The organism is Paraburkholderia strydomiana (genome assembly GCF_031456815.1).
GTDB classification, from domain to species: Bacteria; Pseudomonadota; Gammaproteobacteria; order Burkholderiales; family Burkholderiaceae; genus Paraburkholderia; species Paraburkholderia caledonica.
The window spans coordinates 427,050-446,907 of record NZ_JAVDVL010000002.1 but is presented as its reverse complement, the minus strand read 5'-3'; the positions used below and the strand labels follow the sequence as shown (position 1 = coordinate 446,907).

The window sequence follows — 19,858 nt, the reverse complement described above, 5'->3', positions numbered from 1 at the left end:
GGGACTTCTTTATTGGCTTGGCAAGCCCTCGAGTCACTTTTTTGTTTCGAGATGGTAGCGGGTCACGCGGTCCACTTCGTTCTTCGATCCAAGGAACACCGCAACGCGCTCATGCAAGCTCTTGGGCTGAATGTCGAGGATGCGCTTTTCGCCGTTGGTTGCAGCGCCGCCCGCCTGTTCGACGATGAACGCCATCGGATTCGCTTCGTACATGAGCCGCAGCTTGCCCGGCTTCTCCGGCGTGCGCTTGTCGGCCGGATACATAAAGATGCCGCCACGATTCAGGATACGGTGCACGTCTGCCACCATCGACGCGATCCAGCGCATATTGAAGTCACTCTGACGCGGGCCGTCTTTACCCTGTTTGAGCTCGCCGATGTACTGCTCAACCGGCGGATACCAGTGACGTTCATTGGACGCATTGATTGCGTACTCCCGCGTTTCGACAGGAATGCGCATGTCGCTTTGCGTGAGCACCCACGAACCGAGTTCACGGTCGAGTGTGAAGCAGTTCACGCCATTGCCGGTGGTCAGCACCAGCACGGTTTGCGGTCCGTACACCGCATAACCCGCAGCAACCTGTTCTGTGCCTGGCTGCAGGAACGACTGTTCGGTGGGCTGCTGGCCATCTGGGCAGCGGAGCACCGAAAAGATCGTGCCGATAGAAACGTTCACGTCGATGTTCGATGAGCCGTCGAGCGGATCGAACACCAGCAGGTACTCGCCCTTCGGATAGTTCGCGGGGATAGGGAAGAACTGCTCCATTTCCTCCGACGCCATGCCCGCCAGGTTGCCGCCCCATTCGTTGGCTTCGAGCAGAATTTCGTTCGACAGAATGTCGAGCTTCTTCTGTACTTCACCCTGAACGTTCTCGCTGCCCGCCGTGCCGAGTGCGTCGCCCAACGCGCCTTTGCTAACGTGATAGCTGATCGCCTTGCATGCGCGCGCGACAACTTCGATCAAAAGCCGCAGGTCGGCCGGCAGGTTATTGGTTTCCCGCTGCTGCTCGATCAGGTACTTCGTGAGAGTGGTACGACGTTGCAAGGACATTGCTGTACTCCAGGAGGCTTGAGGAATATCCCGATTTTAACCGCTCGGTGTGTCCGCTCTGTGCTTTTGACATCGGAGCGCGCATGCAATGGCGCCCGATTGGTGCCAGCGGCTTTGCGTGAGCGAGCCGATCAGCCTTTGCGCCGGGCCTTTCCGCCCGTTGCGTTGCCGCTCACGCTTGCTGCGAGCGCCGCAGCCCGGGCGTGTTCCGCCGATACCTTCGGCAGCTTCGGGCGGTCCGCCTTAGGCATGGGTTCTATCTCGCGTTCGATCTGCTCGCCCGCTGCCGCCGTGGCAACGCGCAGGTCGTATGCGATTTGCAGGTTGAGCCAGAACTGCGCGCTCGCGCCGAAATAGCGCTCGAGGCGCAGTGCAGTGTCGGCGGAAATCGCGCGCTTGCCGCGGACCACGTCGTTGATGCGCGGCGCCGGTACGCGCAACGCGAGCGCAAGCGCGTTGACTGACATGCCGAGCGGTTCCAGAAACTCGCTGCGCAGAATCTCACCCGGATGGATCTCCTCGATGCTGTTCCCCGCGTCGATGTCGGAGAAATCGATACTGTCCAGATCGGAGCGTTTGATGACCATGCCGGTCTCCCAATAATCAGTGATAGTCGACAATCTCAACATTCAGCGCCTCGCCTTCGATAAAGTGGAAGCAGATGCGCCACTGCGCGTTGATCCGAATGCTCCATTGCCCGCTGCGCTGGCCTTGCAGTGCTTCGAGCCGGTTGCCGGGCGGCGTGTGCAAGCTGTGGATGCAGTCTGCAGCGTCGATCATCAGTAACTTGCGGTACGCGAGCGCCTGGATATGACGCGGCAACGTATGCACGAACTTGCCCTGAAAGATTCTCGCCGTAGACTTGTCGCCAAATGTCGTGATCATGGGATGATATAACGCATCGCGTTAAACGTAAACCGTTAAATGGATGCGTTTACTTTCACCCGTCGGGACGCGGCCGACCAGTCAGCCAGACGGCTAACGTCGATGCGCGCCTGAGACCCGAAGTCGTCGCTAAACAAAGGGCGAAAAAAAAGCCGGCAACGTGTGCCGGCTTTTCGATACGGAGGACCGCGTCAGAGGAGCGTCATGCGAGCGCTTTCTCGACAATCTCACGCACGTCGCGCGATTTGACCTGCGACGCCACTTTCTCCAGCGCCGCGCGCATGCCTTCGCGCAGCGTCGGCGTGAAGCGGCGCCACAATTCGAGCGACCGCGCGAGGCGGGCGGCCACTTGCGGGTTGATCGCGTCGAGTGCGATTACCTGGTCCGCCCAGAACGCGTAACCCGATCCGTCTTCGGCGTGGAATTGCGCAGGGTTGGCCGCGCAGAAGCTGAAAATCAACGAGCGCGCGCGGTTCGGATTTTTCAGATTGAAGGCCGGATGCGTCATCAGCTTGCGTACGACGTCGATGACCGGACGCTGCGCGCTGCCGCGCTGCGTGGCCTGCAAAGCGAACCACTTGTCGATTACAAGCGGCTCCTTCTCGAAGCGCCGGTAGAAGTCGTCGAGCGCATGCTGCGCTTCCGCGCTGCCGCCGTTTGCCGCCGATGCATTGAGCAACGCGGACAGCGCCGCCGCGCGGTCCGTCATGTTGTTCGCCGCATCGTATTGCGCGGACGCGAGCCGCACCGTTTCCGACGGATCGTCGAGTTCAGTGAGATAAGACAACGCCAGGTTCTTCAACGCGCGGTGGCCTGCCGCCGCCGGCGTGGCTTCGTACGGGCCGGGCGTGCGATGTTGCTCGTAAATCTTGAGCCAGTCGTTCTTGAGTGCATTGGCGAGGCGCTTGCGCACGAACTGCCGCGCCGCATGCACGGCCGCCGGATTGGATTCGGCCATCTGCTCGGCGAGATACGCTTCGGACGGCAGCATCAATGCAAGTTCGCGGAAGGCTGGAGAGAGCGACTCGTCCGTGAGCACGCGTGCGAACGCGGCCGCCACCGAGTCGTCGAGCTGTAGCTCCTCGCCGCTCGCGGCCCGTCCGGCTAGCGTCAGCAACTCGCGCGTGGCGAGCCGTTGACCGGCTTCCCAGCGGTTGAACGGATCGCTGTCGTGCGCGAGGAGGAACGCCAGTTGATCCGCCGAGTAATCGTATTCGACGATCACCGGCGCCGAGAAATTCCGCAGCAGCGATGGCAACGGTTCCTGCGCCACATTGACGAACGTAAAGGTCTGTTCGGTCTGCGTGAATTCGAGCACGCGTGTGGTCGAGTCCGAAGCCTTCGGCTCACTCTCCAGTTGCAACGGCAAGTCCTTTCCGTCTTTGCCGATCAGGCCGATCGCAAACGGAATCAGCAGCGGGCCTTTTTGCGTTTCGCGTGCGGCCGGTGCCGCGTCGCCATAACCTTGCGTGAGCGTTACGCTGTAGCGCTGCTGCGCGGCGTCATAACGCGTGCGCACCGACACTCGCGGCGTGCCCGCCTGGCTGTACCAGCGCTCGAACTGCGCGAGGTCGCGGCCGTTCGCGTCGGCGAGCGCGTGACGGAAGTCGTCGCAGGTCACGGCCTGGCCGTCGTGCCGCTTGAAATACAGGTCCATGCCCTTGCGAAACCCTTCGCGGCCGAACAGCGTCTGATACATCCGCACGACTTCGGAGCCTTTCTCGTAGACCGTCATCGTGTAGAAGTTATTGATCTCGACGTAGCTTTCGGGACGCACCGGGTGGGCCATCGGTCCGGCGTCTTCGGCGAACTGCATCTGGCGCAGCACGCGCACGTCTTCGATGCGCTTGGTGGCGCGCGCGGCTTCGTCACTGCCGTCGGCCTCGCCGGCGGCCATGTCGGCCGAAAATTCCTGATCGCGAAATACTGTCAGGCCTTCCTTGAGGCTCAACTGGAACCAGTCGCGGCAGGTCACGCGATTGCCGGTCCAGTTGTGGAAATACTCGTGGCCGACCACCGCCTCGATATTCGCGAAGTCGGTGTCGGTCGCCGTTTCGGGGTTCGCCAGCACATACTTCGTGTTGAAGATGTTGAGCCCCTTGTTCTCCATCGCGCCCATGTTGAAGTCGCTCACGGCGACGATCATGAAGCGGTCCAGATCCAGTTCAAGCCCGAAGCGCTCCTCGTCCCAGCGGATCGAGTGAATCAGCGAATCCATTGCGTGACGCGTCTTGTCGAGATCGTGCGGCTCGACCCATACCTGCAGCAGCTTTTCCTTGCCCGAACCCGTCTTTACTCGCTCTTCCAGCGCAACGAGCTTGCCGGCGACAAGTGCGAACAGATAGCTCGGCTTTCTGAACGGATCTTCCCAGCGCGCGAAATGGCGGCCGTCCGGCAGATCGCCTTCTTCGAGCAGATTGCCGTTGGACAGCAGCACGGGGTAATCGGCCTTGCTGGCCCGCAGCGTAACCGTGTAAGTGGCCATGACGTCTGGCCGGTCGAGGAAGTACGTGATGCGGCGAAAGCCTTCGGCCTCGCACTGCGTGAAGAAATTCCCACTCGAAACATACAGGCCGGAGAGCGTGGTGTTCGCGGCCGGATTGCAAATGTTCGTGAGCGTGAGCTCGAACTTCTCCGGCACATTGTCGAGGACCAGCCCGTGTTCGTGCGCATGCGCGTTGGCGAACGGCTGGCCGTCGAGCGTAGCGCTGACGAACTCAAGCTGTTCGCCCATTAGCTCGAGATGCGCGGCGCGCGACGCGTCCGGATTGCGGCGCACGCGCATTGTGTTCTTCACGACCGTGCGTTCCGGCAGCAGGTCGAATTCGAGTGCGACGGTGTCGATCAGGAAAGCGGGCGGCGCATAATCGGCGCGGCGGATCACATTGGGCGTTGCGGTATCGGCCATGGCGTTCTGTAGTGATGGGACTCGAGCGGCCGGCGCACGAAGGCGTGTGAGCCGGGCTTGTCGAGCCATTGTACAAAGCCTCGGGGAATCGTGCGGAGCGAACTTTCGACCGTTCCCAACGCGCCGCAAGGCCGGCGCGCGACCGGCCGTCCAGACAAACATAGGGCCACGCGGCGGGGCCCGGAACGTGAGGCCTGGCCTACGGTCTACGTACAATACGAACCCGAGCCGACCCAAACGCTTCACGAGGTAGACCATGAAAACGAATCGATGGACGCGCCGCGCCATGCTGCTGCTGGCGGCGCTGACCGTGCTGCTGTCCGGCTGCACGACTTATGTGACGACGCAAGTCACCGCGTTCTCCGACTGGAGCGGCGGCGACGCGACGCGCACCTACGCGTTCATGCGCGAACCCGATCAGCGGAACAATCTCGAACTGACCACGTATGAGCACATCGTCGCCAATGAACTGGCCACGCACGCGTTTCGCCAGGTGGACGGCGCGCAGGCGCGCTATCTGGTCGGACTCTCGTATGGAATTCGTTCGGACGTGGTGACAGTGGCCGAGCCGGTCTATTACAACCCGTGGCCGGCGCCTTACTGGGGGTGGGGGCGTCCGTACGATCCGTGGGGGCCGTGGGGACCGTTTCCCGCCGGATACGTGAACCAGAGCTATCCGATCTTCACGCATCTGCTCGGTGTTCGGATCACGGAGCGCGCGACCGGCAAGGAGGTCTACAACGTGACCGCGCGCAATTCGGGCGGCGAGTCGTCGCTGGTGAGGGCCATGCCGTATCTCGCTCGCAGCGCGCTCGCAGACTTCCCGCTCGGCAATGGCGTTGTGCGTACGGTCAAGATTCCGCTAGGCACCGGCGCAGGCGCTCCAAACGAAACGCCTGTGCCCGCCGCTGCCCCGGCATCGGCAATGGCGCCCGCGCCCGCGTCCGGCGCGAAAGCCGCGCAGTGATGCAGCGGTGACGGAGCAGTGACAGGGCGGTGAAGCGCGGCGGCGCGCAATCCGGCTGGCGCCCGGATCGCGCGGTTCGCTTCAGATTCCTGCGCCGAACAACGCCATTGTCCCGAGAACGACGAACAGCACGGCGGCGATGCCATGCACGACGCCGGTCGGCAGACGATGAGCGAAACGGTCGCCGAGCAGGATCGCCGGCACGTTGGCGATCATCATGCCGAGCGTGGTGCCGGCCACCACGCCGAAGAAATCGTGAAACCGCGCGGCCAGCGCCACCGTCGCGATCTGCGTCTTGTCGCCCATCTCCGCCAGGAAAAATGCCACGACAGTTGCGCCGAAGACGCCGAGGTGGGTGCGGTTCGTGTTGGCCTCGTCATCGGCTAGCTTGTCGGGCACGAGAATCCACAAACCCATGCCGATGAACGAAATAGCCAGCGCCCAGCGCATCACGGTCGGCGTGAGCAGCGAGCCGAGCCACGCGCCAAGTGCGCCCGCGCCCGCGTGATTGACGAGTGTCGCCGCCAGCACGCCCAGAATAATTGGCACCGGCTTCCGATAACGCGCGGCAAGCACGAGCGACAGCAATTGCGTCTTGTCGCCGATCTCGGCGAGCGCGACCGCTCCGGTCGAAATGAGAAAAGCGTGGATCACGTTGTTTTGGATTCCCGGGCCGAGATTGAACGAGCGACGACCCACGACACGCCGGGCCCAATTGCGGCGGGGTGTGGGTCATCGGTCTCGCCAGGCCAGAGGCTGCGGCTGCCATGGCCGTGACGGCCAAGTCTGTTGACAGGCGCCCCCGCGAGTTCGCGTTCCACGAGCCCGGCCTGCTTGCCGGACGAACGCGCTGCGGGGCGGCTACTCCCCAATGAGGGGCGGATTATAGCAGGCGAGGCATGACGGCCGCAGCGCCGACCCTTGCATCGGCCGGCAAAACGAATGTATTGAAGTGCAACAGCCTTCGCAGAAAGTTTATTGAAAGTTTCAAGCTGCTTTCAACGTAAGCCGCGTCGCGCAACACTGCAATCCGACAGGAAAACACACCGCCATAGGTAGATTCCCAAGCGTCCCTTGAAACGTCCGCGAAATCTAATATCGCCTGAACGGCACCGTGGCAATCGCGACACGGATACAGATGGATACGTCTTTTTTGGCTGATTTAAACGAAAATCTTCAGTATGATTCCGGCCACTGCGGGAGCCGGAGCCAATTTATAAGGTCGATTGTCAGAGGCACCTAAATAATCTGGCCGATGTGCCGTTAATTTCGGTGAACCTACAAAAAGACTGATCGACCCGCGGCTGGAGTTGCCGGTCCGCGCGGCGCGCATACGCTATGAAGGCTGCGTGTTCCGTCAGGCGCTTCAACCTCTCCCTGCTTCTACGCGCGAACACCGATATGCCCGATCCGCACTGGACCATTCCGGTCGCTCGCTGGTCTAGCTGGCCTGCCGCCGCTTCTGCCGCACCCGACATCGGCTTTATCGAGCCGATCGTGCGGCGGCGTCTCAGCACTCTGTCCAGAGTCGCGCTGAAGGTTGCGCACGATTGTGTCGGCGCCGGCGAGGCCCGCGTCGTGTTCGCCTCGCGGCACGGGGAATTGCGCCGCACTACCGACATCCTCCGCGCAATCAGCTCCGGCGAGCCCGTCTCGCCGACCGCCTTCAGCCTCTCGGTGCTCAACGCCATGACGGGCGTGTTCGGCATTGCGCGCGGCGACCGCTCGGCGGCGAGCGCGATCTCCGCCGGGCCCGAAACGCTCGGCTATGCGCTCCTCGAAGCCTATGCGCAATTCGCGACGCAGCCTGCGTCGCCGGTATTGCTCGTCTACGCGGACGAGCCCGCTGATCCCGCATACGGCACCATCGAAGACGAAGTCCAGGGCGGCGCGATCGCTATTCTGCTGAGCAGCGAAGGCGCGTTGGGCCACCTCGTGTGCGCGCGATCCTCGGCGGTCGCCCCGGATACCGCGCGCGCAGTCGGCCAGCGCGACCCCGGCCCGACGGCTGAAACGGCAGCATCGGCAACAAGCACAGCAGCCGTTGCAGCCGCTGAAAAAAGCGTAGCGCCGGGCCACAGCGCGGCAACAGGTGCAACTGGCGCGGCGCAACCGCCCGATACCGCCGAAGCGGAAACGCGCTTCGCCACGCAAAGCCAGGCGCTGCTGCACTGTCTCGAAACCGGCAAGCCGGCGGCCTGGCAGGGCGCCGGCGGCCTCTGGCATTGGGGATGGCATGACTGCGCGGCTTGATTACGCCTGGCGACTCTTTGCCACCGGCATGGCGTTCGTCGTGTTCGGCATTTGCGGCGTGCTATTTTCTGTGCTCGTGTTTCCGCTCGCGTGGCTGTGGCCGCATCGCGCGTCGCGACAGTTTGCGGTGACGGGCGTGATCCACTGGTTCTTCCGCGCGCTTGTCGCCGTACTGCAGCGGATCGGCGTAATGGAGCTCGAAGTGTCGGGCGTGGATGCGTTGCGCGCGCGCACACCGTCCATCGTGGTCGCGAATCACCCCACATATCTCGACGTGATGGTGCTGCTCTCGCTCACGCCGCATGCATGCTGCGTCGTGAAAAACGCGCACTGGAGCAATCCGTGTTTCTGGGGCATCGTGCGCTCGGCGGAATATGTCAGCAATGTCGATCCCGCCGAACTGGTCGAGGCCGGCGCGAGGCAGCTGGCCGCGGGCTATACGATGATCATATTTCCGGAAGGCACGCGCAGCCCCGCGCCGAACCGGTTGCATGCGTTTTCGCGCGGTTTCGCGCATATGGCGTTGAAGGTCGGCGCGCCGATCGTGCCTGTGCTGATGGATTGCGATCCGCCCGCGTTCACGAAGCAGATGCGCTGGTACCACGTGCCCGCGCGAGCGTTCCGCATGCGCGTGAACGTGCTGGAACCATTGGGCGTGGACCAGCTCAAGGCAGACGACACCACACCGGCTCTCGCTGCGCGCAGCGTGACGAGTGCCGTCGAAGCACACATTACTCAGCACCTGTTCGATTATGGATTCTTTAAAACTGGAAATTAAGCAGCTCCTCATCGAAGCACTCGATCTGGAAGACCTGAGTCCCGCCGATATCGACGACGACGCGCCGTTGTTCGATACCGACGGCATCGGTCTCGATTCGATCGACGCGCTCGAAATCGGCATCGTGCTGCGCAAACAATACCAATTGACCATTGCGGCAAACGACGAACGCACGCGCGAACACTTCCGCTCGATCAGCACGCTGGCCGCGCTGGTCGAGAGTCAGCGCGAAGCGGCGCACGCTGCGAACGAAACCAACAGAAAAGGGGAATAAATCGTGTCCGAGGCAGAGATTCTTGAACGCATCCGCGCCATCTTCAAAGAGAACTTCGCAATCGAGCCCGAGCGCGTGACGCCCGACGCCCATCTGTTCGAAGACCTCGATCTGGATAGCATCGACGCCGTCGATCTCGCGATCAAGCTGCAGGAAATGACCGGCCGCCGAATCAAGCCGGAAGAGTTCAAGTCGGTGCGCACGGTCGGCGACGTGATCGGTGCTGTCGAATCCCTGCTGGCGGCCCAAGGCTGATGCCGGCAGTGCGCTCGGGAACGCCGGCGAACGCGGCTGAAGCGCCTGCTTCCGGCGCCTCGTCCACCGGCGGGCGTCATTGGGTCAAGGCAGTCGTGCAAGTGCTGGTGAAGCTCGCCTATCCGGCGTTGATCCTGTGCGCGTGGCGGTGGGACACGCCGCGTTACGTCGGCTGCATGCTGTTCGCGATCCTGTGGTTGCAGCGCTGGGCCGGCAGCGGTCCGGTCGCGACATCGCTGCGCCGCCTTTCCGGAATCGACTGGACTGTGGTCGGCTTGCTGAGCTGCGCGTCGGCGGCAATCGTATTGACCAACAGCGAGCTGTTGTTGCGCCTGTATCCATCGCTCGTCAATCTCGGACTGCTGATCGCGTTCGGCGCGACGCTCGTGCACGGGCCTTCGATGATCGAAAAGTTCGCGCGCCTCGGCAACCCCGATCTGCCACCGGGCGCAGTGCGCCATACGCGGCGCGTTACTCAGGTGTGGTGTGTGTTTTTTCTGCTGAACGGTGCTTTCTCCGCTTATACCGCGCTCTACTGGAGCCGCGCGAGCTGGTCGCTCTATAACGGCGCGATTGCTTACGTGCTGATCGGTGTTTTGCTGATCGCCGAGGTCATATGGCGCTACCTCGTGGTGCTGCCGCGCGCAGCACGTTCGGAGGCGGCATGATCGCGTTGCACGACCTGTTGTCGACTCCGTTGAGTACAGCGGCTGCCGCTACGCCCGTATGCCGCGATCGCGGTTTGCTGCTCGATCGCGCCGCGTTTCGCGCGCGCGTTGCGACGCTCCGGGCGGCCGTGCAATCGCAGGCCGCGCAACGCTACGCATTGTGTATCGACGATCCATTCGATTTCGCCTGCGCCTTATTTGCGCTGTTCGCATGCGGCAAGGAGCCGGTGATTCCGGCGAACGCGACGCCCGGCTATCTCGCCGACCTCGCCGATGCGTACGACGTCGTGCTCACCGACGCCACGCTGGCGCCGCATGTGCAAGCCGCCGCCGACGCCGCTCAAGCTCTGGGCACACATATCGACCCGCAAGCACCGCTCACGCTCTATACGTCGGGCAGCAGCGGCCGGCCCAAGCCGATTCGCAAAACGCTCGCGCAGTTCAACGCCGAGGTGCATACGCTAGAAAAGCAGTGGGGCGCGCTGGTCGGCGACGCGACGATGCTTGCGAGCGTCCCGCATCATCACATCTACGGTCTGTTGTTTCGCGTGATGTGGCCGCTCGCCGCCGGCCGCGCATTCGACCGTGAGATCAGCATCGAACCGCTGCATCTGCAAGCGCAACTCGCGCAGTGCGGCGCGGCGGTGATCGTGTCGACGCCCGCGCAGTTATCGCGCTGGCCTGCGCTGCCTGGCTTCACCGGATTGACGCCCGCACCGCGCGCTTTTTTCTCGTCGGGCGGTCCGCTCGCGCTCGAAGCCGCGCACGAATATGCGGCGGCTTACGGCGCCGCGCCGCTCGAAATCTATGGCAGCACTGAGACCGGTGGCATTGCGTGGCGCCGCCAGGATCAGACGGATGCATGGCAACCGGTGACCGGCATCGAAGTGCGCCGCGACGAAGACGGTGCGCTCAGCGTGCGCTCACCGCATCTGGACCACGACGGCTGGCATCGCACCGACGACCGGATCGCTTTCGACGAGCAAGGCCGCTTCCGTTTGCAAGGCCGCCTCGATCGCGTGATGAAGCTCGATGGCAAGCGCGTGTCGCTGCCGGAACTGGAAGCGCGACTCGCGCTGCATCCGTATGTCACACAAGCGGCAATCGTGCCGCTCGAGGGTGGCGTGCGTGAGCGCGTCGGCGCTGTCGTCGCGTTGACCGAAGCGGGTAATAAAGCATTGCGCGACGAAGGCCGCGTGCTGCTCGCGAAAACCCTGCGCCGACATCTCGCCGATTATTTCGATGTCGTCGTGTTGCCGCGTCACTGGCGCTTTCGTCTCGCGTTGCCGTTCGACGCACGTGGCAAGCTGCCGGTCTCGGCGGTCGCAGCGACGTTCGAGCCGCGTGCCGAAGGCGTCGAAGTGCTGGCCGAAGCGCGCGGTGGGGACACTGGGGAGACACTGCATTACGAGTTGCGCGTGCCCGCCACGCTCACGCATTTCGCCGGCCACTTTCCGGGCTTGCCGATTCTGCCGGGCGTTGTACAGATCGATTGGGCGATGCGTCTGGCCGCGGAGCAACTGCCTTGCGTGCGCGGTTTCACGTCGATCGATCGATTGAAGTTCATGGCGCCGGTTGGGCCGGGCGCGGTGCTCAAGCTCACGCTCGCGCACGATCCCGCACGTCAGCGCGTGCAGTTCGCGTACCGGGCGAACGAGCGCGAATGCGCGTCGGGCGTGATCGTTTATCGGGCGGACGCATGATGAACTTCGCTCCCTGCATCGTGATCCCGATCTACAACCACAAAGACGCAATTGGCGCGACCGTCGCGCATCTCGCGGTGCACGGCTTGCCGATTTTTGTCGTCGACGACGGCAGCGACGAGGCCACCCAGCAGGTGCTCGCGCAACTCGCGCGCGAGTACGCGGTGCAGCTCACGTTACTGCGCCTGCCCGTCAACGGCGGCAAAGGCGCGGCGGTGATGGCGGGGTTGCGCGCCGCGCGCGACGCCCACTACACGCACGCGTTGCAGATCGACGCCGACGGCCAGCACGACGCCACCGACGTGCCGCGCTTCATCGAAGCGGCGCGCGCCGAACCGGGTGCGGTGATTCTCGGCCGTCCCGTCTACGACGAGAGCGTGCCGAAAGCGCGTCTCTACGGCCGTTATCTGACGCATGTCTGGGTGTGGATCGAAACGCTTTCGCTGACCATTCGCGATTCCATGTGCGGCTTTCGCCTGTATCCGCTTGCGCTGGCTGGCGATCTGATCGACAGCGTGCAGTTGCCCACGCGGATGGACTTCGACATCGAAATTCTCGTGCGCCTTTACTGGCGTCGCGCCGCATTCCACTCGATTCCCACGCGCGTCACCTACGCGAGCGACGGCGTTTCGCATTTCGACGTGCTGTGGGACAACGTGCGCATCAGCCGCAGCCACACACGGCTCGTGTGCGGCATGCTGGCGCGTCTGCCGATGCTGCTCGCGCACAAGTTCATGCCACGGCGTGCCGCGCCCGCCGGTGCACGAAGCAAACAAAGCGGCGGCGCCGAGGCTCAGGACTGGTGGCGTATTGCCGAACGTGGCAGTCATCTGGGCATGTCATTGCTCGCGCTCAGCTGCAAGCTGTTCGGCCGCCGCTTCACCGGGCTGTGGCTGCATCCGATCGTTGCATATTTCCTTTTGACGGGACGTGCCGCGCGCGAGGCGTCGGCGAATTACTTCAGGCGTCTGCGCGAGGCCGAACCGCGTGGCGATACGCCTCGCCCAGGCTGGCTCTCCGCGTATCGTCACATGCTCGCATTCGCCCAATCGGGCTTCGACAAGCTCGCCGCATGGTCCGGGCGCGTCAACAATGCGGACGTCCAGTTCGAAGATCCTTCGGCGTTCGAAGCATTGGTTGCGAGCGGCAAGGGCGCGCTGGTTATCGGCGCGCATCTCGGCAATCTGGAGATGACTCGTGCGCTCGCCGCACAGGGCGCGTATGCGAAAGTCACGGCAGTCGTCTATACCGAACATGCGCGCCGCTTCAACAGCGTGCTGGCCTCCGCGAATAGCGAGTTCACGCGGCACCTGCTGGAAGTCGCGGACTTCGGGCCCGAAACCGCGATGATGATGCAGGAGCGCGTCGACGCGGGCGAGTTGCTGGTGATCGTCGGCGACCGTGTGCCTGCGCACGAAGCCGGCCGCACCACCGAGGCGCGTTTCCTCGGCGCGACTGCGCCTTTCGCGCAAGGTCCATATGTGCTCGCGCATGCACTCGGCTGTCCGGTCTACCTGTTCTTCTGTCTGAAAGAACACGACGGTTATCGTCTTTATTTCGAGCCGTTCGCCGAGCGCATCGAATTGCCGCGCCGCGAACGCACGCAGCATCTCGCCGCCTGGGCGCAGCGTTATGCAGTGCGTCTCGAACATTACTGTCGCAAGGCACCTTATCAATGGTTCAACTTCTTCGATTTCTGGGCTCGCCCCAAGCGAGACGCGAATGGCCGAACATGACCTGATCGACGCGCCGGATGCCGGCGCGCATGCGGCTTCCAACGGCGATAGCCACGCGGCTCACGTCGTGATCGGCGGGCGCAAGCTGAGTATCGAAGAAGTCGTCGCGATTGCTCAGCATCGCGCGCCGGTTGCGTTGAACGCAGACCCGGCATGGCGCGCCCGTATTCAACGCGGCGCGGATTTTCTGCGCCGCCATCTTGCCGCGGGCGAGACGGTCTACGGCGTCAACACGGGTTACGGCGACGCCTGTGTGGTGGACGTGCCGATGGAGCTCGTCGAAGCTTTGCCGTTGCAACTCACGCGTTACCACGGCTGCGGCATGGGCCAATATCTCGACGATGCACAGACGCTCGCCGTCATCGCCGCGCGTCTGAATTCGCTCGCCTATGGTTTTTCAGGCGTGCGCCCGGTATTGCTCGAACGCCTCGCGGATCTCGTCAATCATCGCGTGCTGCCGCGCATCCCCGCCGAAGGTTCGGTCGGTGCGAGCGGCGATCTGACGCCGCTTTCGTATGTCGCCGCAGCACTCGCGGGCGAACGGGAAGTCATGTTCGAAGGACGTCTGCGCGACGTGCGTGAAGTGTGGAACGAACTCGGACAAACACCGCTTACGCTCGCGCCGAAAGAAGGTCTCGCACTGATGAACGGCACAGCCGTGATGACCGGCCTCGCGTGTCTGGCGTTCGCTCGCGCGGATCATCTGACCCGGCTCACTGCGCGCCTGACCGCGCTTTGCACCGTCGCGCTCGACGGCCGCGCCGCGCATTTCGACGCCACGCTCTTCGAAGTGAAGCCGCACGCCGGCCAGGCGCAAGCAGCCGCATGGATACGCGAAGATCTGGAAGGCCGCGACGATACGCCCGGCCACCGTTTGCAGGACCGCTATTCGATCCGCTGCGCGCCGCATGTGATCGGCGTTGCGCGTGATGCGCTGAGCTGGGTGCGTCGCGATATCGAAAACGAATTGAACAGCGCAAACGACAACCCGCTGATCGATCCCGACAATGAGCGGGTACTGCACGGCGGCAACTTCTATGGCGGTCATATCGCATTCGCGATGGATTCGCTGAAGGTCGCAGTCGCCAATCTCGCCGATCTGATGGACCGGCAACTGGCGCTCCTCGTCGACGTCAATTTCAATAATGGCCTGCCGCGTAACCTGACTGGCGCCGCGCCCATGCGCGCCGCGATCAATCATGGCTTCAAGGCCGTGCAGATTTCGTCGTCCGCGTGGACTGCCGAAGCGCTCAAGAACACGATGCCCGCGAGCGTATTCTCACGCTCGACCGAGGCGCACAATCAGGACAAGGTCAGCATGGGCACTATCGCCTCGCGCGACTGTTTGCGCGTGCTGGAGTTGACCGAGCAGGTTGCCGCCGCGCATACGCTTGCAGCGGTTCAGGCTGCGCGTTTGCGTTTGCGCATCGACAGCGCGACGCCGGTGCCTGCGGCGTTGCGAACGTTCATGGAAAACGTCGGCGCGCAATCGCCTTTCGTCGACGAAGACCGCGCGCTCGAACACGATTTGCGCGCGCTGACTGCGCGCATCGCCGCATGCGGGTTGTTGCAGGATTATCGCGGAGGGCCGCAAGCATGAGCGTGACGGAAAGCGCGACCCGCAAGGTACTGAGCGCGAGTGCAATGGTGGAAGTGCCGTTCCACGACGTGGATGCGATGAATGTGTGCTGGCACGGCCATTATCTGAAGTACTTTGAGATCGGCCGTGCGGCGCTGCTGCGCGCATTCGATTACGACTATCGCGAGATGCAGGCGTCCGGTTATCTGTGGCCGATCGTCGAAGCGCATCTCAAGTACGTTCGCCCGGCTACGTACGGTCAGAAGATCGACGTGCGCACCCAACTGCTCGAACACGAAAACCGCCTGAAAATAGGCTACGAAATTATCGATTGCGAATCGGGCACGCGGCTCACCAAGGGCTATACGATCCAGGTGGCGGTCGACGCCGCCACGCAAGAGTTGCAGTTCGTGTCGCCGCCGGTGGTCTTCGAGAAACTGGAGCGCGTATGGCGATAACGAATTCCGGCGTGCGATGGTTGAGCGGGCTGCGTGCCTGTGCATTTTCGTTTGCGGTGGCCAGCGCGGTGAGCGTGCCGGCGCGGCCGGTGTGTGCCGCGTCTACAGACGGCAATCCCGCGTTGGTCTCGCAGGTCGCATCGCATCTCGCCCAAGCCAAAGGCGTGCGCGCGCAATTCACGCAAACGCAGACGCTGGCCGCAATGAAGCAGCCGCTCGTCAGTACCGGTTCCTTGTTGTTCCTGCGTGAGCGCGGCGTGATCTGGCATATCGACACGCCGTACAAAGCCACTTATGTCATCACCGATGCAGGCGTCGCCGAAATTAATGCCAACGGTCAGCGCGTCACGGCGCACAGCGCGCAAGGCACGCGCGGCGTCGCGCAAGTTTCGAAGATGATGCGTGCAATGCTCGGCGGCGATCTGTCCGCGCTGTATTCCCAATTCGACGTGCAGGCCGAGGGCAGCGCCGCGCACTGGCGCATGCAGCTGACGCCGAACCAGCCGCAGCTTGCGCAGTCGATCAAAGGCTTGCAGATGAGCGGCGGAGACTTCCTGCAGAGTTTGCGTATCGCGCTCGCCAACGGCGATACGACGCAACTCGAATTCAGCAAGAGCGAGGCGGTGAGCGAACCGGCCGCGGCCGAACGCAGTCTGCTCGGGGCGCCCTGATGGACCTCCTGCAACACAGGTCCGCGAAAAACGCGTGGGGCATGCGCGCCGCGTGGCTGCTGCTCGCGCTCGTCGCGGCGCTGTATTGCGGCTGGCGTTTTTCCGGACCGTCGCCGTTGCAGACGAATCTGCTTGCACTGCTGCCGGCAACTGAAGCCGATCCTGTCGCCGAGAAAGCAGTCGATACGCTGGCGAGCGCTCTGGGCGACCGCACGGTTTTTCTCGTCACCAGTCACGACGATGCGCACGCCAAAGCGGCGGCAAAGCAACTCGGCGCTTCGCTGCAAAAAAGCGGGGCGTTCGCTTCGGTGACGGCGGAGTTGCCGCCATTCGATCTGTCGCAGATTGCGGCGCTGTATCTGCCATATCGTTTCGGCTTGCTGACGCCTGCCGACCGCGCGGCAATCGCGGGCAGTAAGGCGCCGGACGCCGCGTTGCGCGACGCGCTCGCCCAACGCATCTATAGCCCATTGCGCGGCGGGCTCACCACGTCGCTCGCCGACGATCCTTTCGGCTGGCTCGAACACTGGCTCGGCAATCTGCCGCTTGCGACATCGAATCTCGAACTCGAAGACGGCTTGCTGGTATCGCATCAAGACGGGCAACAAGGCACTGCGACGAGCGTACTGATCGTGGCCACCTTGCCAGGCTCCGCATACGAAACCAAAACGCAGCACGCGGTGCTCGCGGCGCTGTCGCAAGGCGAAAGCGCGTTGAAGCGGGCATTCCCCGACGTGTCGGTCGCACGAACCGGCGCCGTGTTCTATGCCGAGTCGGCGCGCAGCGCATCGGAACGCGAAGTGCATCTGATCGGCGTCGCGTCGCTCGTCGGCATCGCGCTGTTGATGATGTGGGTGTTCCGTTCGCCGCGTCTGCTCCTGCTCGGCTTCGTCTCGACCGCGCTTGGCATCGTCTGCGCGCTTGCGGTGACGCTGCTCGTATTCGGCAAGCTGCATCTGCTGACGCTCGTATTCGGCGCAAGTCTGATCGGCGAAGCTGTCGACTATTCGATCCAGTATTTTGTCGTCTATCTCGGTGCCGGGCGCGATTGGGACGCGCGACGGGGCGCACGTGCGGTGCGTCCCGCGTTGAGCGTAGCGCTTGCCACGAGCCTGCTTGGTTACGCGATTCTCACTTGGGTACCGTTTCCCGCGCTCAAGCAGATCGCATGTTTTGCGATGGCGGGCATCGTGACGGCGTTCGCCTCGGTGATGTGGCTGTTGCCCGCGTTGCTGCCGCATGCGCCGAAGCGCAGTCCCCGGCGACTCTTCGAACGCTCGGCGCGTTTGTTGAGCGCGTGGCATCGGTTGATCGGCGGCAAGCGCGCCTGGATCGTCGCGGCGCTGTTGCTGATCGTCGCGATTCCCGGCTGGTTGCGTCTCACGAGCGACGACGACGTTCATCTGCTGATCCAGCGCGACCCGTCGCTCGTCGCGCAAGAGGACAAGGTGCGTAACGCGGTGGGGATCGACAACAGCGCGCAGTTTTTCGTCGTGCGCGGTGACACGCCAGAGCTCGTGTTGGAGCGTGCCGAAGCGCTGGGCGCAAAACTCGACGCACTTGGCGGCACGCCGAACGGGGTGGGCGGTTATCAATCGGTCGCGCAGTTCGTGCCGTCCGCGCAGCAGCAGAACAGAGACCGCGCGTTGCTCGCGCAGCATGTATTCGACGACACGGCGGTATTGCGCGCCACGCTGCTGCAAGCGGGCTTCAAGGACGAAGTCGCCGACGCGTGGATCGCAGCGGAAAAGAATGCGCAAACGAAACCGCAATCTCTTCTGACCGTCGACCAGTGGCTTGCCGCGCCGTGGTCGCAACCATACCGACATTTGTGGCTCGGCCAGGTCGATGCGGCGACGAAAGCGTATGCCGCCGTCGTGATTCCGCAAGGCGTGACACCGCGCAACGAGGCCGCCTTGATCGCGACCGCGCGTTCAGTGCCAGGCGTGGCTTTCGTCGACAAGGCCGCGAGCGTGTCGAAGCTGTTCGGTGCGTATCGCGTGGACAGCGGCTGGTGGCTCGGCGGCGCGCTGACATTGGTGCTGATTCTGCTGATCGTGCGCTATGCCCGAAAGCAACCGGACTCGGGGCATGCCGCGAACGAAGTGCCGCTCGCACACCGCATGCGCGGCGGCATCGCCGTGACGCTGCCCGTACTGCTCGCAGTAGGCGTCACGCTAGCGGTATTCGGCTACGCCCGTGTGCCGCTCAATCTGTTCAACTGGCTGGCGCTCATGCTCGTGCTCGGCGTCGGCGCGAACTACGCCGTATTTCTGCGTGAAGGGTGCCTGCGCACGGACGCGGATCTCGGCGCGGTGTGGACGGGCGTGCTGCTTTCGGCCGCCACCACGCTGCTGTCGTTCGGCATGCTTGGCATGAGCGCAATGCCTGCGCTAAAGAGTTTTGGCGCGACGCTCGCGCTCGGCATTGCGGTCTCGGTGCTGCTCGCGCCGATCGGCATGCCATCGGAATCCAGGAGGGCCGCATGAAAGCGCCACCAGTTTATTTACACGCGCTCGGCATGATCAACGCGCTCGGCGGCGACCTCGACAGCATCGTGCCGGCGCTCGCCGCGAGCCACGCACGAGGCATGGCGGCCGTGCATACGGGCATCGGCGACGCGTTTGTGGGCAGCGTCCTGACGCCGCTCGATCTCGCTCCGCCCGCCGATCTCACGCGCTACGACTGCCGCAATAACCGCTTGCTGCTCGCCGCGCTCGCGCAGATCTCGCCTGCCGTCGACGCCGCGCGCGAGCGCTACGGCGCGCATCGGATCGGCGTGGTGCTCGGCACCAGCACATCCGGTATCGAAGCGGCTGAGGCCGCGTTCGTCTATCAGGCGCAAGCGGGCGACTTGCCGGCGAACTTCAACTACCGGCAGATGGAAATCGGCACGGCCGCGCCCTTCGCGGCGGCGGCACTCGGCTTGAAGGGCCCGGCGTTTACGATCTCGACGGCCTGCACGTCGAGCGCGAAAGCGTTCGCGTCGGCCCGGCGTCTGTTGCAATTGCAGATGTGCGATGCGGTGGTGGTGGGCGGCGTCGATTCATTGTGCGAACTGACGGTGCAAGGCTTTGCGTCGCTCGAATCGACCAGCGGCGAGCGCACCAATCCGATGAGCCGCAATCGTTGCGGCATCAATGTCGGCGAAGGCGCGGCCGTATTTCTGATGAGCCGCGACGAAGCAGCGGTGCGCGTTGCGGGTGTCGGCGAATCGAGCGACGCGCATCATATTTCGGCCCCCGATCCGCAAGGCGTGGGTGGCGAAATGGCACTGCGCGAAGCGATCGCGGATGCGGGCATCGCGCCGTCGTCGATTGGTTATGTGAACCTGCACGCCACGGCCACGCGCAAGAACGACGAGATGGAAGCGAACCTGATGTCGCGTGTGTTTCCCGACGGCGTCGCGACGAGCGGCACGAAACCGCTGACCGGCCATCAACTGGGCGCGGCGGGCGCGACCGAACTCGGCTTCGCCTGGCTCACGCTCGCACGCGACGACGTTGCACTGCCACGCCATATCTGGGACGGTGAAGCGGACCCCGCGCTGCCCGCGCTGGAACTTGTCGAAAGCGAACAGTTTTTGCGGCGCGGCGAGGGCGCTCAATACGTAATGAGCAACTCGTTTGCGTTCGGCGGCAGCAATGTCAGTCTGATTCTTGCACGGTAAGGC

The 19,858-nt window shown here is 63.6% G+C and carries 18 protein-coding genes and 1 riboswitch; of the genes, 13 read left to right on the top strand and 5 right to left on the bottom strand.

Features of this window, described 5'->3' with window-relative positions; translation table 11 throughout:
- Positions 1-33: 33 nt before the first annotated feature.
- From J2W46_RS07580 to pepN, 4 genes are all read right to left on the bottom strand, one after another.
- Positions 34-1,050: a class 1 fructose-bisphosphatase gene (locus tag J2W46_RS07580; protein ID WP_020069041.1), complete on the bottom strand. Its 1,017-nt coding sequence runs from the start codon at positions 1,048-1,050 to the stop codon at positions 34-36.
- Positions 1,051-1,181: 131 nt separating this feature from the next.
- The gene (locus J2W46_RS07575) at positions 1,182-1,637 is read right to left on the bottom strand and encodes a HigA family addiction module antitoxin (RefSeq protein WP_087752783.1); all 456 of its coding nucleotides are present in this window, start codon (positions 1,635-1,637) and stop codon (positions 1,182-1,184) included.
- A 16-nt stretch (positions 1,638-1,653) separates the two neighbouring features.
- Complete coding sequence (locus tag J2W46_RS07570) at positions 1,654-1,935, bottom strand: type II toxin-antitoxin system RelE/ParE family toxin (RefSeq protein ID WP_310352591.1); 282 nt, start codon at positions 1,933-1,935, stop codon at positions 1,654-1,656.
- Positions 1,936-2,137: 202 nt separating this feature from the next.
- Positions 2,138-4,843 carry an aminopeptidase N gene (gene pepN, locus J2W46_RS07565; RefSeq protein WP_310352589.1) on the bottom strand — a complete coding sequence of 902 codons (2,706 nt, stop codon included), beginning with the start codon at positions 4,841-4,843 and terminating at the stop codon, positions 2,138-2,140.
- Between the two features lie 256 nt (positions 4,844-5,099).
- On the opposite strand from pepN, the gene J2W46_RS07560 reads away from it, so the two are divergent.
- Entirely contained in the window at positions 5,100-5,810 is a 711-nt protein-coding gene (locus J2W46_RS07560) for a DUF4136 domain-containing protein (protein ID WP_310352586.1), read from the top strand.
- Between the two features lie 81 nt (positions 5,811-5,891).
- On the opposite strand, the gene J2W46_RS07555 is transcribed toward J2W46_RS07560, so the two are convergent.
- Positions 5,892-6,464, bottom strand: a complete 573-nt coding sequence (locus J2W46_RS07555; RefSeq protein WP_027804801.1) for a TMEM165/GDT1 family protein — start codon at positions 6,462-6,464, stop codon at positions 5,892-5,894.
- A gap of 11 nt (positions 6,465-6,475) precedes the next feature.
- A riboswitch (yybP-ykoY riboswitch) is annotated at positions 6,476-6,692 on the bottom strand.
- 519 nt (positions 6,693-7,211) lie between these two features.
- Here J2W46_RS07555 and J2W46_RS07550 point away from each other — a divergent pair.
- The 12 genes from J2W46_RS07550 to J2W46_RS07495 are packed head-to-tail and all read left to right on the top strand — an operon-like array spanning position 7,212 to position 19,855.
- A complete protein-coding gene (locus tag J2W46_RS07550) occupies positions 7,212-8,063 on the top strand; it encodes a beta-ketoacyl synthase chain length factor (protein WP_310352584.1) in 852 nt (283 codons plus the stop codon).
- A complete protein-coding gene (locus tag J2W46_RS07545) occupies positions 8,047-8,841 on the top strand; it encodes a lysophospholipid acyltransferase family protein (RefSeq protein ID WP_020069034.1) in 795 nt (264 codons plus the stop codon). Before J2W46_RS07550 ends, J2W46_RS07545 begins: the two co-directional genes overlap by 17 nt.
- A complete protein-coding gene (locus J2W46_RS07540) occupies positions 8,816-9,115 on the top strand; it encodes a phosphopantetheine-binding protein (protein WP_020069033.1) in 300 nt (99 codons plus the stop codon). Before J2W46_RS07545 ends, J2W46_RS07540 begins: the two co-directional genes overlap by 26 nt.
- 3 nt (positions 9,116-9,118) lie before the next feature.
- Entirely contained in the window at positions 9,119-9,370 is a 252-nt protein-coding gene (locus J2W46_RS07535; RefSeq protein WP_020069032.1) for an acyl carrier protein, read from the top strand.
- On the top strand, positions 9,370-10,038 hold the full coding sequence (locus J2W46_RS07530) for a COG4648 family protein (protein WP_131317082.1): 669 nt from the start codon (positions 9,370-9,372) through the stop codon (positions 10,036-10,038). The genes J2W46_RS07535 and J2W46_RS07530 overlap by 1 nt, the downstream gene beginning before the upstream one ends.
- Positions 10,035-11,741: an AMP-binding protein gene (locus J2W46_RS07525; RefSeq protein ID WP_310353088.1), complete on the top strand. Its 1,707-nt coding sequence runs from the start codon at positions 10,035-10,037 to the stop codon at positions 11,739-11,741. The genes J2W46_RS07530 and J2W46_RS07525 overlap by 4 nt, the downstream gene beginning before the upstream one ends.
- Positions 11,741-13,477 (top strand): glycosyltransferase family 2 protein, encoded by a 1,737-nt coding sequence (locus tag J2W46_RS07520; RefSeq protein WP_310353086.1) that lies wholly within the window; start codon positions 11,741-11,743, stop codon positions 13,475-13,477. Before J2W46_RS07525 ends, J2W46_RS07520 begins: the two co-directional genes overlap by 1 nt.
- On the top strand, positions 13,464-15,077 hold the full coding sequence (locus tag J2W46_RS07515; protein WP_310352581.1) for an HAL/PAL/TAL family ammonia-lyase: 1,614 nt from the start codon (positions 13,464-13,466) through the stop codon (positions 15,075-15,077). The genes J2W46_RS07520 and J2W46_RS07515 overlap by 14 nt, the downstream gene beginning before the upstream one ends.
- Positions 15,074-15,514 carry an acyl-CoA thioesterase gene (locus tag J2W46_RS07510; protein WP_310352579.1) on the top strand — a complete coding sequence of 147 codons (441 nt, stop codon included), beginning with the start codon at positions 15,074-15,076 and terminating at the stop codon, positions 15,512-15,514. The genes J2W46_RS07515 and J2W46_RS07510 overlap by 4 nt, the downstream gene beginning before the upstream one ends.
- Complete coding sequence (locus J2W46_RS07505; protein WP_310352576.1) at positions 15,505-16,185, top strand: LolA family protein; 681 nt, start codon at positions 15,505-15,507, stop codon at positions 16,183-16,185. Before J2W46_RS07510 ends, J2W46_RS07505 begins: the two co-directional genes overlap by 10 nt.
- On the top strand, positions 16,185-18,674 hold the full coding sequence (locus J2W46_RS07500; protein WP_310352574.1) for an MMPL family transporter: 2,490 nt from the start codon (positions 16,185-16,187) through the stop codon (positions 18,672-18,674). The genes J2W46_RS07505 and J2W46_RS07500 overlap by 1 nt, the downstream gene beginning before the upstream one ends.
- A complete protein-coding gene (locus tag J2W46_RS07495) occupies positions 18,671-19,855 on the top strand; it encodes a beta-ketoacyl-[acyl-carrier-protein] synthase family protein (protein WP_310352571.1) in 1,185 nt (394 codons plus the stop codon). Before J2W46_RS07500 ends, J2W46_RS07495 begins: the two co-directional genes overlap by 4 nt.
- The last annotated feature ends 3 nt before the right edge of the window (positions 19,856-19,858 follow it).